At 69.9% G+C, this 13,632-nt stretch carries 15 protein-coding genes and 1 pseudogene; 6 read left to right on the forward strand and 10 right to left on the reverse strand.

The window, feature by feature from the left end; genetic code table 11:
* Window positions 1-150 precede the first annotated feature (150 nt).
* Window positions 151-2,166 (forward strand): Stk1 family PASTA domain-containing Ser/Thr kinase, encoded by a 2,016-nt coding sequence (gene pknB, locus ACFYYJ_RS02000; RefSeq protein WP_389127749.1) that lies wholly within the window; start codon window positions 151-153, stop codon window positions 2,164-2,166.
* A 136-nt stretch (window positions 2,167-2,302) separates the two neighbouring features.
* A complete protein-coding gene (locus ACFYYJ_RS02005; protein WP_389127751.1) occupies window positions 2,303-3,361 on the forward strand; it encodes a restriction endonuclease in 1,059 nt (352 codons plus the stop codon).
* A 30-nt stretch (window positions 3,362-3,391) separates the two neighbouring features.
* Here ACFYYJ_RS02005 and ACFYYJ_RS02010 read toward each other — a convergent pair whose 3' ends face one another.
* The 6 genes and pseudogenes from ACFYYJ_RS02010 to ACFYYJ_RS02035 all read right to left on the reverse strand — a co-directional run bounded on the left by ACFYYJ_RS02010 (window position 3,392) and on the right by ACFYYJ_RS02035 (window position 7,412).
* Complete coding sequence (locus ACFYYJ_RS02010) at window positions 3,392-4,096, reverse strand: class E sortase (protein ID WP_385362108.1); 705 nt, start codon at window positions 4,094-4,096, stop codon at window positions 3,392-3,394.
* A gap of 53 nt (window positions 4,097-4,149) precedes the next feature.
* A pseudogene (locus ACFYYJ_RS02015) lies at window positions 4,150-5,034 on the reverse strand (class E sortase); the annotation flags it as partial.
* Window positions 4,989-5,627: an aminodeoxychorismate/anthranilate synthase component II gene (locus ACFYYJ_RS02020; protein ID WP_376657434.1), complete on the reverse strand. Its 639-nt coding sequence runs from the start codon at window positions 5,625-5,627 to the stop codon at window positions 4,989-4,991. The pseudogene ACFYYJ_RS02015 and the gene ACFYYJ_RS02020, both read right to left, overlap by 46 nt.
* A complete protein-coding gene (locus ACFYYJ_RS02025) occupies window positions 5,624-5,824 on the reverse strand; it encodes a hypothetical protein (RefSeq protein ID WP_329391308.1) in 201 nt (66 codons plus the stop codon). The genes ACFYYJ_RS02020 and ACFYYJ_RS02025 overlap by 4 nt, the downstream gene beginning before the upstream one ends.
* A gap of 66 nt (window positions 5,825-5,890) precedes the next feature.
* Entirely contained in the window at window positions 5,891-6,667 is a 777-nt protein-coding gene (locus ACFYYJ_RS02030) for a class E sortase (protein ID WP_389127753.1), read from the reverse strand.
* On the reverse strand, window positions 6,624-7,412 hold the full coding sequence (locus ACFYYJ_RS02035) for a DUF881 domain-containing protein (RefSeq protein ID WP_385124712.1): 789 nt from the start codon (window positions 7,410-7,412) through the stop codon (window positions 6,624-6,626). Before ACFYYJ_RS02035 ends, ACFYYJ_RS02030 begins: the two co-directional genes overlap by 44 nt.
* A gap of 91 nt (window positions 7,413-7,503) precedes the next feature.
* Here ACFYYJ_RS02035 and crgA point away from each other — a divergent pair, with 91 nt between their 5' ends.
* The gene (gene crgA / locus ACFYYJ_RS02040) at window positions 7,504-7,758 is read left to right on the forward strand and encodes a cell division protein CrgA (protein WP_384586085.1); all 255 of its coding nucleotides are present in this window, start codon (window positions 7,504-7,506) and stop codon (window positions 7,756-7,758) included.
* A gap of 115 nt (window positions 7,759-7,873) precedes the next feature.
* On the opposite strand, the gene ACFYYJ_RS02045 is transcribed toward crgA, so the two are convergent.
* Window positions 7,874-8,758 (reverse strand): rhomboid family intramembrane serine protease, encoded by an 885-nt coding sequence (locus ACFYYJ_RS02045; RefSeq protein ID WP_389127756.1) that lies wholly within the window; start codon window positions 8,756-8,758, stop codon window positions 7,874-7,876.
* 21 nt (window positions 8,759-8,779) lie between these two features.
* Window positions 8,780-9,307, reverse strand: a complete 528-nt coding sequence (locus ACFYYJ_RS02050; RefSeq protein WP_376657449.1) for a peptidylprolyl isomerase — start codon at window positions 9,305-9,307, stop codon at window positions 8,780-8,782.
* Between the two features lie 174 nt (window positions 9,308-9,481).
* Between ACFYYJ_RS02050 and ACFYYJ_RS02055 the strand changes: the two genes are divergently transcribed.
* Entirely contained in the window at window positions 9,482-10,171 is a 690-nt protein-coding gene (locus tag ACFYYJ_RS02055) for a DUF5324 family protein (protein WP_385362115.1), read from the forward strand.
* Window positions 10,172-10,248: 77 nt separating this feature from the next.
* On the opposite strand, the gene ACFYYJ_RS02060 is transcribed toward ACFYYJ_RS02055, so the two are convergent.
* Window positions 10,249-10,794, reverse strand: coding sequence for a LysM peptidoglycan-binding domain-containing protein (locus tag ACFYYJ_RS02060; protein ID WP_389127758.1), 546 nt, complete (start codon window positions 10,792-10,794; stop codon window positions 10,249-10,251).
* A gap of 108 nt (window positions 10,795-10,902) precedes the next feature.
* On the reverse strand, window positions 10,903-11,382 hold the full coding sequence (locus ACFYYJ_RS02065) for a MarR family winged helix-turn-helix transcriptional regulator (RefSeq protein ID WP_385124707.1): 480 nt from the start codon (window positions 11,380-11,382) through the stop codon (window positions 10,903-10,905).
* A gap of 119 nt (window positions 11,383-11,501) precedes the next feature.
* On the opposite strand from ACFYYJ_RS02065, the gene ACFYYJ_RS02070 reads away from it, so the two are divergent.
* Window positions 11,502-12,965 carry an MFS transporter gene (locus tag ACFYYJ_RS02070; RefSeq protein WP_389127761.1) on the forward strand — a complete coding sequence of 488 codons (1,464 nt, stop codon included), beginning with the start codon at window positions 11,502-11,504 and terminating at the stop codon, window positions 12,963-12,965.
* A gap of 73 nt (window positions 12,966-13,038) precedes the next feature.
* On the forward strand, window positions 13,039-13,575 hold the full coding sequence (locus ACFYYJ_RS02075; RefSeq protein WP_385365049.1) for a GNAT family N-acetyltransferase: 537 nt from the start codon (window positions 13,039-13,041) through the stop codon (window positions 13,573-13,575).
* Window positions 13,576-13,632: the final 57 nt, after the last annotated feature.

The following is a 13,632-nucleotide window of genomic DNA, read 5'->3' on the forward strand; positions in this document are numbered from 1 at the left end:
CCCGCCCGGATCCGAGCGTACGGTACCGGTCCAGTATCAGCCTGTGGCCGCGAACCGATCACAGACGATCGGCCGGTAGCCTTTGCGCGAACAGCACACCGCCGGACCACACACAGGTGCGGTCGGGACTGACGGAGAGGGCTGCACGTTATGGAAGAGCCGCGTCGCCTCGGCGGCCGGTACGAGCTGAGCCACGTGCTCGGCCGCGGTGGCATGGCCGAGGTCTACCTCGCCCACGACACCCGGCTCGGTCGTACCGTCGCCGTCAAGACCCTGCGCGCCGACCTCGCACGCGACCCGTCCTTCCAGGCCCGGTTCCGCCGCGAGGCCCAGTCGGCCGCGTCGCTGAACCACCCCGCGATCGTCGCCGTCTACGACACCGGCGAAGACTACGTCGACAACATCTCCATCCCGTACATCGTGATGGAGTACGTCGACGGCTCCACCCTGCGCGAACTCCTGCACTCCGGCCGCAAACTGCTGCCCGAGCGCACCCTGGAAATGTGCATCGGCATCCTCCAGGCTCTGGAGTACTCGCACCGCGCCGGCATCGTGCACCGCGACATCAAGCCCGCCAACGTCATGCTGACCCGCACCGGCCAGGTCAAGGTCATGGACTTCGGCATCGCCCGCGCCATGGGCGACTCCGGCATGACCATGACGCAGACCGCGGCCGTCATCGGCACCGCCCAGTACCTCTCCCCCGAGCAGGCCAAGGGCGAACAGGTCGACGCGCGCTCCGACCTCTACTCCGCCGGCTGCCTGCTCTACGAGCTCCTGTGCGTACGGCCCCCGTTCGTCGGCGACTCCCCCGTGGCCGTCGCCTACCAGCACGTACGGGAAGAACCGCAGCCCCCGTCGAACTTCGACCCCGAGATCACGCCCGAGATGGACGCCATCGTCCTCAAGGCACTGGTCAAGGACCCCGACTACCGCTACCAGTCGGCCGACGAGATGCGCGCCGACATCGAGGCCTGCCTCGACGGCCAGCCCGTCGCCGCCACCGCCGCCATGGGCGCCGCCGGCTACGGCTACCCGCACGACCAGGGCCACGGCTACGGCCAGCAGGGCTACGACCAGCCCACCACCGCCCTGCGCGCCACCGACGCCGGCCAGACCTCCATGCTCCCGCCGATGAACGCCAACGACGGCGGCTACGGCTACCCCGACCAGGGCGGCCACGGCGGCTACGACCAGGGCCCGCACCGCCGCCAGAGCCAGAAGAAGAGCAAGGCCTCCACCTTCCTCCTGGTCGCGGCCGGCCTCCTCGTCCTCATCGGCGCGATCCTCATCGGTCGCGCCCTCCTGGGCGACGGCGCCGACAACCGGCCGTCCGTGCCCAAGCTCATCGGGCAGACCCTGGAACAGGCGCAGAAGAGCGGCGAGAACGTCGGCATCAAGGTGGTCAAGGGAGCCGACGAACCCTGCGCGGACCAGCCCAAGGGCAACGTCTGCAAGCAGGACAAGGCCCCCGACACCAAGGTCGACAAGGACTCCACGGTCTCGGTGACGATCTCCACGGGCGCGCCCAAGGTGGCCATCCCCAGCGTGACCGACCTGCTGGTGGACCAGGCCGAGGCGAAGCTGAAGGAGGCGGGCTTCCAGGTCGACCGCAAGACCCAGGAGTCCCCCCGCGCCGCCGGCACCGTCCTGGAGCAGAACCCGAAGGCGGGCGGCGAGGCGGAGAAGAACTCCGTGATCACGCTGACCGTCGCCAAGGAAGTCTCCAAGGCCACCGTCCCGAACCTCCTGGGCAAGACCAAGGAGGAGGCGCAAGCCCTCCTCGCCGCCGCCAACCTGAGGCTCGGCAGCACGACGGAGACCGAGTCCCCCGGTGCCCCGCCGAAGACGATCATCCAGCAGCAGTACGCGGCGGGTGAGCAGTTGGAGGTCAACAAGACGGTCAACGTGACCATCGCCAAGGCCACCCAGGCGACCACGGTCCCGGCCCCGGCCAACCGGACCCTGGGCCAGTACAAGGACGAGCTCAAGCGGGCCAACCTGAAGCTGGGCAACATCACCGGCCCGACGGACGACAACGCGATCGTCATCAACACCAACCCGGGCCCCGGCCAGCCGGTCAACACGGGCTCGAACGTCGACGTGTGGACGATGGCCGGCCAGCAGGACGGCGGCTTCTTCGGAGGCCTGGGCAACCGCCGCTAGTCACCCCCGCTCGAAAAGGTCCGGCCCCCTCTCTTCGGAGAAGGGTCCGGACCTTTTTCCGTACGTGTCTTCATATGTGCGAATTCGTTAGCCCGGACGGGGGAGGGCGTCGGGCCCCACCCGGGAGGGACGGAACATGATCGACGAATCGGTGCTGCTGGAGTCCAGGACGATGCGCACGAGCGTGCTGGAGCGGACGGAAGTGCTGGACAAGGTGAAGACCCTGTCGCTACTGCCGGACGGTTTGCATGTGACGACAGCGATGGTGGCGATGTACTACGAGGTCGCCGAGAACGCGATCCGGCAGGTGGTCAAGCGTCACCGCCAAGAGCTGATCGAGAACGGCATGCGCACGCTCCGCGGCTCTGACCTGCAACGGTTTGAAAGTGACAACCTGTACCTTTCAAACGAGAGTTATCCACAGGGCCGCGCCCACCTGGCTGTTTACACACGACGCACGATCCTCAACATGGCAATGCTGCTGCGCGACAGCGAGGTCGCCCGTCAGGTGCGCACGTATTTGCTCGACCAAGAGCAGTCGTCCCGGGCGCAGCCCGTACCCAACGACATCGAATCGCTCGACGATCGGATCACCAGGCTCAGCGAAGCGAGCTTCACCAAGCTGCTGGGCCGGACCGTCGTCCCCATGCTCAACGCCCTCGTCGAAACGGCAGGGGAACAGCGCAGGGAGCTCCTCGGCCTGCGCAATGACGTGGAGCAGATCCAGATCAAGCTCATCGAGCACGACATCCAGCTCAGCCGCCTCCAGCGCGGCCAGGACGTCAAGGCCCTCACCGGTGTCATCGGGACCATCGACGCGATGAACTGGCGGGAGTTCGAGGAGCACGTCGCCCAGCTCCTGCGGCGCGACGGCTGCACGGACGTCGAGCTGCACGGCGGGCACGGCGGCGACCGCGGGGTCGACATCTCCGCCCGCACCGCCGACGGCCGCACCGTCGCCGTGCAGTGCAAGAACTTCGCGCCCTTCCGGCACGTGCTCAGCGGAGAGATGCAGAAGTTCCTGGGCGCCTCCAAGGTCATCCACGAGGCCGACGTGGCCCTCTACGTGGCCACGTGCGCCTTCACCCGGGAGTCCCTGGCCCTCGCCGCCCAGGGAGGCGTCACAGCCGTCCACAGGGGCCTTCTGGAGGCTTGGAGCGCCGGCGTCAAGCTCCAGGTCCTGCGGTCTTCCTAAGCTGCGGGGTGCAGCTTAGGAAGAGCGCACTCACCGCAACTCCGCCGGCGGCGTCCTCTTCCCGTCCACCTTCTCCGTCCGCACCAGTTCGCCCCACACCACGTACCGGTACTTCGACGTGTACACCGGAGTGCACGTCGTCAACGTGATGTAGCGCCCCGGGGCCGTCTTGCCCGACTCCTTCGGGACCGGGTTGATCACGTCCGTGTTGTACTTCGACGTCTGCCGCAGCTCCGCGAAGACCTTGTAGACGTACCAGGTGTCCCGCGTCTCGAAGACGATCGCGTCGCCGTTCTTCACCTTGTCGATGTTGTGGAACTTCGCACCGTGTCCGTCCCGGTGCGCGGCGAGCGTGAAGTTGCCCTTCGCCTCCCACGGCAGCGCGGACTTCACCGGCTGCGTGTAGTAGCCCGCGACGCCGTCGTTGAGGACGTCCGGGTCGGTGCCCTTCTTGACCAGCACCTCGCCGTTCTTCATCGCCGGGACGTGCAGGAAGCCCACCCCGCCCTGGACGTCGAGCGCGCCCGGCTCCGCGGGGGCGCCCGCGGCCGGGGCCTGCCACTGCTCGCGGATCCTGTCGCCCCGCTCCGACGCCTGCCGGTCCGCGAGGACGTTCGTCCACCACAGCGAGTACGCCACGAACAGGCCCAGCACCAGGCCCAGGGTGATCAGGACCTCGCCCAGGAAGCTCAGGAATCCGGCGAGCAGGCTGCGGTGGGGGGCACGGGAGGACACTGCTGGTTCGTCCTTAGGGCGGCGAAGGCGGCGGAGGCAGGCGACGGCAACGGCTACGGGCTGGTCAGCGCGGGCGGCGGACCCTGGCTGCGGGGGCGTTCATCCGTCATCCTGCCCCATACGATCATCCGGTAGGTGCTGGTGAACTCGGGCGTGCACGTCGTCAGGGTGATGTAGCGCCCCGGCCCGGTGAACCCCGAGCCCTCCGGCACCGGTTTGATCACCGACACGTTCGTCGGCGGGGTCTGCGGCAGCGACGAGGTCATCTCGTACGTGTAGTACGCGTCCCGGGTCTCGACCACCACGGGGTCCCCCGGCACCAGCCTGTTGATGTATCGGAACGGCTCGCCGTGGGTGTTGCGGTGGCCCGCCACCGCGAAGTTGCCCGTCTTGTCGGCCGGCATCGCCGTCTTCAGCGCGCCCTCGCCGTAGTGCCCGACCATCCCCTTGTCGAGGACCTTCGGCTTGCTGACGCCCTCGGCGACCGGCACCTTCAGGTCCAGCTTCGGGATGTACAGGATCGCGAAGCCCTGGCCCGGCTCGAAGGCCGTCACGGGCGGCGCCGCGGCCCCCGCGGACGCGCCGCCGCTTCCGCCCGGGTCCTTCTGCCAGGTCTGCTGGAGCGAGCCCGCGGCGCCGTCCGCCGTCCGCTGCGCCAGGAGGTTCGTGTACCAGAGCTGGTAGGCGACGAACAGCAGCATCACCAGCCCGAGCGTGATGAACAGCTCCCCGCCCAGCCGGCTCAGGACGATCACCGGGCCGCCCGACGCCGGCCGCCTGCGCCGCCGCCCGCCCCGCCTCCTGCTCTGCCTGGCGGAGCGTTTGGCGGCCTCCTGCGCCGCCCTGCGTCGCGCGGCCCGGCCCTCCGTGGGCGCGGACGGCGCGACCGCGGTCACGCGACGGCCTTGCCCACCACCGGGGCGAGCCCCACCGACCGCTCCACCGCGCCCGCGTCACCGCAGCGCACCAGCCAGTTCGCGAGCATCCGGTGGCCCCACTCCGTCAGCACCGACTCGGGGTGGAACTGCACGCCCTCGACGTCGTGCTCGCGGTGGCGCAGGCCCATGATGATGCCGTCCTCCGTCCGCGCCGTGACCTCCAGCGAGTCCGGCAGGGTCGGCGGCTCGGCGGCCAGCGAGTGGTAGCGGGTGGCGGTGAAGGGCGAGGGCAGCCCGGCGAAGACGCCCAGGCCCTCGTGGACCACCGGGGAGGTCTTGCCGTGCAGCAGCTCCGGCGCCCGGCCCACGACACCGCCGTAGGCGACCGCCATGGACTGCATGCCGAGGCACACGCCGAAGACGGGGACGCCGGTGTCCGCGCAGTGGCGGACCATGTCGATGCAGACGCCCGCCTCCTCCGGCGTACCGGGACCCGGCGAGAGCAACACCCCGTCGAAACCGTCCTGCGCGTGCGAGAGCTCGACCTCGTCGTTGCGCAGCACCTCGCATTCGGCCCCGAGCTGGTAGAGGTACTGGACCAGGTTGAAGACAAAGCTGTCGTAGTTGTCCACGACCAGAATGCGCGCGCTCACGGAGTGACTCCCGATCCCTCGTCCACCGTCACGTCATTGAACGGAAGGAGCGGCTCGGCCCAGGGGAAGACGTACTGGAAGAGCACGAAGACCACCGCGAGGACCAGCACGAGCGAGATCAGCGCGCGTACCCACGCGTTTCCCGGCAGATGGCGCCAGATCCAGCCGTACATGCCGCCTGTTTCCTTTTCGTCCACGTATGTTCCACGCACCGCGAAGGGCGGTACGCGAACAGACTAAAGGCAGCGGCCCGGCGGGGTGGGTCAGCCGGTCAAACCCTCCGGCTTCCCCTCTCCGACGGGTCGCGTGCCGGTCAGTTCCGCCCATACGACGAGGCGGTGGCTGTGCCCCCATTCCGGGTCGCAGGTGGTGAGGGTCAGATAGCGGCCCGGGGTCGTGAACGGTGATTTCGCCGGGACCGGGTCGACCACGGCGACGTCGGTCGGCAGGGTGCGCAGGGGGCCGCCGCGCACGGTGTACGTGTACCAGGCGGAGGCGTCCTTGAGGATCACCTCGTCGCCCGGGCGCAGCTCGGGGAAGTCCTTGAAGGGGTCGCCGTAGGTGCGGCGGTGTCCGGCCACGGAGAAGTTGCCGGTGGCGCCGAGGCGGGCGGTGCCGGAGTAGTGGCCGAGGCCCTTCTTCAGCACGTCCGGGTCGGTGCCCTCCAGGACGGGCTTGTTCCAGTCCCGGCCGAAGCGCGGGACGTACATCTCGGCGAAGGCCCTGCCCGCCGGGTAGGCCGCCGGCTCGGGAGTCGCGGGCGGCACCGACTGCTGCGGCACTGCCGACGGAGAGGGAGAAGGAGAAGGCGACGGGGCGGGGGCCGCGGCCGGGGCCGCCGCCCAGCGGTCGCGCAGGGCCGACATCTCCCCGTCCATGGCCCGGTCGGCCTTGACCCCGGTCCAGAACAGCACGTACGCCACGAACAACACGATCAGGGTGCCCGCGGTCAGGCACACCTCGCTGAACGTCCGCACCACCAGGCGCAGTACGACGTCAGGGCTGACTGGTCTCGGAGGAGGGGCCGACCGGCTTCGCATAGTGGAGGTCCACTGTGCCGGAGTAACCCGGAAGTGTCAGCGCCTTGTGCTCGTCCACTTTCCAGCCGAGCCCGTAGGCGTTCACGTACAGCTGGTAGTTCTGCAGGGCCGGCGAGGCCGCCAGCGCCTTGCGCAACGCGCCCGGGTCGCCGACCGCCGACACCTTGTAGGGAGGGGAGTAGACCCGGCCCTGGAGGATCAGGGTGTTGCCCACGCAGCGCACCGCGCTGGTGGAGATCAGCCGCTGGTCCATGACCTGGATGCCCTGGGCGCCGCCCTGCCACAGGGCGTTCACCACGGCCTGGAGGTCCTGCTGGTGGATCACCAGGTCGTTGGGCTGGGGCTCGGGCACGTTGGGGATGCGGGCGGTGGCGTTCGGCGGGGCGTCGTTCAGGGTGACCGTCAGGCCCTTGCCGGGCAGTTCCTCGGTGCCCGAGGCCGCGCGCAGGGCGGTGAGCTTGGCGTCCTCCGCCTTGGTGCTGCCGTCGTCACGGTCGGCGAGGGCGTCCACCTTGTTGCGGACCGGTTCGAGGCTCTGCTCCAGCTCGGCGTTGTCCTGGCTGCGCTCGTGGATGAGGTCCGACAGCTTCAGCATCGAGGCGTCGGTCCGGATGTTCGTACCCTTGGAGGTGTTGAAACTGGTGACGAAGAGCAGGCCGGCCAGGGCGAAGACGGCAGCGGTCAGCAGCCGGACCGTTCCGGCCCGACGCCGGGGACCCTTGGAGGAGTCGTCGGAATTGCTCAACGTACCCTTCTCCTTCAACGCCACAGGTCCACTACGCTAACGGACGCCCGGGGCAGGCAAGGTCCCCAGCCCATCGACAGGAGAGCCCCTCGTGCCGAAGTCACGTATCCGCAAGAAGGACGACTACACCCCGCCGCCCACCCGGCAGCCGCAGAGCATCCGACTGACGAACCGCAGCTGGGTCGCTCCGGTCATGCTGGCGCTCTTCCTCATCGGACTCGCGTGGATCGTCGTCTTCTACGTGACCGAGACCCGCATGCCCATCGAATCGCTGGGCAATTGGAACATTGTAGTCGGATTCGGATTTATCGCGGCGGGATTCGGCGTCTCCACGCAGTGGAAGTAGCACCGATCTCCCTCCGGTGGAAGCTCTCCCCATGAGTTATCCACAGCGTCATCCACACCTGAGGAAAAGACAGAAGATCTGTGGATAACTCTGTGGAGGGTTGACGCCGATGTGATCAGGTGAGTTCCGTGAGTTCTGCCGTACGGAGCAGGATCACGGAGGCCGCCAGCACGAAGACCACCGCGCAGGTGCCCCACTGGACCAGTGCGCGGTTCCTGCCGGTGGCGGGCCACAGCATGGCAAGACCGAGCACCGCTCCCGTGATCAGGCCGCCCACATGGGCCTGCCAGGAGATGGAGAGGGCCCCGCCGAACGGCACGAAGGTCAGCACCAGCATCAGCACGACCATCACGATCACCGGCCGCATCTCGTAGCGCAGCCGACGTGCCAGGACGACGGTCGCGCCGAGCAGGCCGAAGATGGCGCCGGACGCGCCGAGGGCCGGGGTGTTCGACGGGGTCAGCAGGTAGACCAGGGCGCTGCCGCCCAGGCCCGAGAGCAGGTAGACGGCCAGGTAGCGGGCCCGCCCCAGCGCCGCCTCCAGCGGGCCGCCGATGAACCACAGCCCGAGCATGTTCCCGACCAGGTGCCACCACTCGACGTGCAGGAACACCGAGGTCAGCAGCCGGTGGTACTGGCCGGTGGAAATCCCCTCGATGGGGGCGCCGGGGAACTCGCGGTACCGGCCGAGCAGCTCCAGCTGGATGACGACGGCCGGGGCGATCAGCGCCACGAAGAACACCGCCACGTTGATCCCGATCAGGATCTTGGTGACCAGCTGAGGGTCGGCCGCGACCACCCCGCCCGCGAGGTTGCGCGGCGCGTTGGCGGCGGGGCGGTGCCCGGTGCCGGAGCCCTCACGGACGCATTCGGGGCACTGGAAGCCGACCGAGGCGCTGATCATGCACTCGGGGCAGATGGGGCGCTCACAGCGGGTGCAGCTGATTCCCGTGTCGCGGTCCGGGTGGCGGTAGCAGCGCGGCAGTCGGCCGGTGTCCATCGGTTCCCCCGAGGTCGTGGTTCAGCGCTTCTCGATGACGACGGACTTGATGACCACGTCCTCCACCGGCCGCTCGGTCCGCGGGTTCGTGGCGCTGGACGCGATGGCGTGCACGACCTGCCGGCTCGCCGGGTCGGTGACCTCGCCGAAGATCGTGTGCTTGCGGGTGAGCCAGGCGGTGGGCGCGACGGTGATGAAGAACTGCGAGCCGTTGGTGCCCGGGCCGGCGTTGGCCATGGCGAGCAGGTAGGGCTTGGTGAAGGCCAGGTCGGGGTGGAACTCGTCGGCGAACTGGTAGCCGGGGCCGCCGGTGCCGTTCCCGAGCGGGTCACCGCCCTGGATCATGAAGCCGCTGATGACGCGGTGGAAGACGGTGCCGTCGTAGAGCGGGTCGGTTGTCTTCTGGCCGTCCGTGGGACGGGTCCACTCCCGCTCGCCGGTGGCGAGCTCCACGAAGTTGCGGACGGTCTTCGGGGCGAAATTCGGCAGCAGCTCGATCTCGATGTCGCCTTGGCTGGTCTTCAGGGTGGCGTAGAGCTTCTCGGCCACGGATCTGCCTTCCATAGTCATCACTGTCGGTCCAGATGGTCGCACGGAGGGCTGTACGGCACAGAAATCCTCCACCCGTATGCCCTGTCGCGCATGCCCGGAGGCCTTATGCCAGGCATGATCCGGTAAAGGGTGGAAAGGTGAGCTGTGTCCACCGCCGAGGAGGAGGTTCCAGTGACCCGCAAGGACATGCACCTGGCCGCCGAACATGCCAGGGAAGCCGTGAAGTACGCGGCGGAAGCCGTGGCGCCGTATGCCGGATCCGCCAGGGACGCGGCGGTGCAGTACGCACACGACACGAATGAGTTCCTGGCGCCGAAGGTGTCGACCGCCGCCCAGGAGGCCGCGCGGCAGGCGCGTTCGACGTACGAATGCCACGTGCAGCCCCGGATCAGGGCCGCGCGCACGCACGTGCCGGCGAACGTGGACCGGGCGGCGACGAGGGCGGTGGAGCAGACGCGGCTGGCGGCTCGCCAGGCAGCCGATTACACGCAGCCGCGCATCGAGAGCGCGATCGCGGCCGCCACCCCGGTGGCCGAGGAGGCGGCTTCGCGGTCGGTGGCGGCCTTGGCGGCGCTGCGCGGCCAGGTGTCGGCCAAGGAGGTGCAGAAGCTGGTGCGGCGCCACGAGCGGCGGGCGTGTGCGGGCAAGTGGGTCAAGGGCTTCGTGATCGCCGGTGTGGTCGCGATCGGCGCCTACGCCGCGTGGAAGTGGTGGGACCAGCAGGCGAACCCGGACTGGCTCGTCGAACCGCCGGCGGCGACGGAGCTGTCGGCGAGCGACGCCGAGCCGGCGAGCTTCGACGACGAGCTTGCGGAGAAGGAGCGCGAGGCGGGGTCGTCCTCCGACGACAAGCAGATCTGACGGGGACCGCAGTGCACGGGCGAGGGGCCCGGATCCGATGGGATCCGGGCCCCTCGCCCGTTTCGTCCGCCGCGCCCTCAACTGGGGAGGGTGAGGATCTGGCCCGGGCGGATGAGGTCGGGGTTGGCGCCGATGACGCCCCTGTTCATCGCGTAGAGCTCGCGCCAGCGGGCCTCGTTGCCCAGCTCGCGGCGGGCGATCGCGGAGAGCGAGTCGCCGGACTGGACGGTGTAGGTGCGCTTCTTGGCCGCGGCCATCGGCTTGGACGCCGGCGCCGCGGGGACGGCTTTGTGCGCAGCGGACATCGGGGTCGGGGTGTGCGGGGCGCCCGGCACGGCGCCCGCGGCCATGGGCTTCGGCGGCATGGGGGTCGGGGTGGGGGCGACGGGCACGGCCTTGTGCGCGGCCGACCCGGGGGTCGGGGCAGCGGGCTTGGGGGGCGCGGGCTTGGGAGGAGCCGGCTTGGGGGGCGCGGCGGCGGCCATGCGCTCGGCGGCGGCCCGGGTGGCCGAGGCGGCGTCGGCCGCCTGGCTCTCCATCCGGTGCTCGCTCTGCCCCTTCGTCTTCTCGGCGGCCTCGTCGTGCTTCTTCTTGTCGGACTTCAGGAAGTCGAAGAGTCCCATGTCTGTACGCCTCCGGCGTGGGTGTTGCCCCCCTCGGCTCGGTGCCTTCCCCCACTGTCCGTCACGGGGAGGCGGGCGGCCGTGTGACTGGGCCGTTCGGGGGACCCGTCACTGGCGGGCGCGGCGGGCCGGGCGGGGGGTCTCGGAGGGGGTGGCGAGGTCGCCTTCGACGAGCAGGCCGAGGACGCGCAGCAGGGCGGTGCGGTCGGCTTCGGCGAGGGCGGCGAGGGCGTCGGCGTGGACCTGGTCGACGATGCGCTGACTCTGTACGGCGACGGCCGCGCCCGCGTCGGTGACGGCGATGACGCGGGCCCGGCGGTCCTTGGCGGAGGGGCGGCGCTCGGCGAGACCGGCCTTCTCCAGGGCGTCCACGGTGACGACCATCGTCGTCTTGTCCATGTCGCCGATCTCGGCGAGCTGGATCTGGGTGCGCTCCTCCTCCAGGGCGTGGACGAGGACGCAGTGCATGCGCGCGGTGAGACCGATCTCGCCGAGGGCGGCCGCCATGCGGGTGCGCAGGACATGGCCGGCGTGGTCCAGGAGGAAGGAGAGGTCGGGCTCGGGCCGGGTGGGTGCCAGGGCTGTCATGGATCCACTGTAGCGATTCGATCCGAAGAAAATAGTCTGCAACAAAACCATCTGGTACGGTCGCATCAGTGGCCGCACCGCACCTGCGGCCACTGCCGCCCCCATGACTGGAGAGTCCGATGCCTGCCGCGCTCACCTCCGCTCTTCCCGACACGCCCACCGCGCCCACGGCCGGCCCGCACGGGCTGCGCTCCCGCTGGACCGCCCTCGGCGTGCTCTCGACGGCCATGCTGATGACGGTCCTCGACGGCAGCATCGTCACCGTGGCCATGCCCGCCATCCAGAACGACCTGGGCTTCTCCCCCGCGGGCCTCAGCTGGGTCGTGAACGCCTACCTGATCGCCTTCGGGAGCCTGTTGCTGCTCGCCGGACGCCTCGGCGACCTGATGGGCCGCAAGAAGATGTTCCTGGCCGGGACCGCCGTCTTCACCGGCGCATCGGTGCTCGCCGGTTTCGCCGGCTCCTCCGCCGTGCTCATCGCCGCCCGCTTCCTCCAGGGGGTCGGCAGTGCGATGGCCTCCGCCGTCAGCCTCGGCATCCTGATCACCCTGTTCACCGAAGCCCGGGAGCGGGGCAGGGCGATCGCCGTGTTCTCCTTCACCGGCGCGGCCGGCGCCTCGCTCGGCCAGGTGCTCGGCGGAGTGCTGACCGAGGCCCTCGACTGGCACTGGATCTTCTTCATCAACCTGCCCATCGGGCTGGCCGCCCTGCTGCTGGCGCTGCCGGCCCTGCCCGCCGGCCGGGGCCCGGGGCTCGGCGCGGGCGCCGACGTACTGGGCGCGCTCCTGATCACCGGCGGGCTGATGCTCGGCATCTACACCGTGGTGAAGGTGGAGCAGTACGGCTGGACCTCCGCGCGCACCCTCGGCCTCGGGGCGCTCTCCCTGGCCCTGCTGGCCGGCTTCACCCTGCGCCAGGCGAAGGCCCGCACCCCGCTGGTACCGCTGCGGATCTTCCGGTCCCGCACGGTGACCGGCGCCAACCTGGTCCAGATGATGTTGGTGGCCGCCCTGTTCTCCTTCCAGATCCTGGTCGCGCTCTACCTCCAGAAGGTGCAGGGCTACGGGGCCGCCGCCACCGGCCTGGCGATGCTTCCCGCCGCCCTGCTGATCGGCGCGGTCTCCCTCGGCGTCTCCGCCCGGCTCAACGCCCGCTTCGGCGAGCGCAACGTGCTGGTGGCCGGCCTCGGCATGCTCGTCGCGGCGCTGGGACTGCTGACCCGACTGCCGGTGCACGCCGACTACGTCACCGACCTGCTGCCGGTGATGCTGCTGGTCTCCGGCATCGGCCTGGCACTGCCGGCCCTCACCACGCTGGGCATGTCCGGCGCCGACGAGGCCGACGCCGGGCTCGCCTCGGGACTGTTCAACACCACTCAGCAGATCGGGATGGCGCTGGGCGTGGCCGTCCTCTCGACCCTCGCGGCCTCCCGCACGGAATCCCTCGCCGGGAGCGGCAGTTCACCGGCCGAGGCCCTCACGGGCGGCTACCACCTGGCGTTCGGCATCGGCGCCGCGCTGCTCCTCACCGGCATCGTCCTGGCCGTGACCCTTCTCCGGGCGGGCGGCGCCTCCCGGCGATAGCCGGGAGGCAGGCGGGCGGCCGACCCCGGTCGATGTTTCACGTGAAACATCGACCGGGGTTATCGTCCGGAGCATGCCCGAACTCGTCACCCCCACCACCCGTCTGCACGCTTCCTGGCTCGACGCGCAGGAGGAGTGGGGCCCGGACGCCCACATGGACGGGGCCGGACTCGGCTCCGAAGACGACGTGGAAAGCGCCGAGGGGTTCGCGGCCTGGGTGGAGAAGCTGCACCGCCAGGCCGACCGCACGGCCCCCGTCGAACAGGGCCGTGTCCACGCCACGTACTGGTGGATCGCCGAGGGCGACACCTACCTGGGCGCCATCGACCTGCGGCACTACCTCAACGCGTTCCTGCTCGACGCGGGCGGCCACATCGGCTACGGCATCCGCCCCTCCGCACGCCGTCGGGGGTTGGCCGGCTGGGCGCTGGGCGAGGTCCTGTACGAGGCGCGGCTGCTGGGCCTGGACCGGGTCCTGCTGACCTGCGACCCGGACAACACCGCGTCCGTACGCACGATCGAGGCGAACCGCGGGGTCCTGGAGGACCTCCGCGAAACCCTGATCGGCCCCAAGCTCCGCTACTGGATCGATCTCCTCCCGGCCCGCTGACGAAAGCCCCGGCACAACGAAAAGAGACCTCCCCGACCGCGTTTCCGCAGGTCGGGG

The sequence above is a fragment of the Streptomyces sp. NPDC002467 genome (genome assembly GCF_042889825.1).
Lineage (GTDB): Bacteria > Actinomycetota > Actinomycetes > Streptomycetales > Streptomycetaceae > Streptomyces.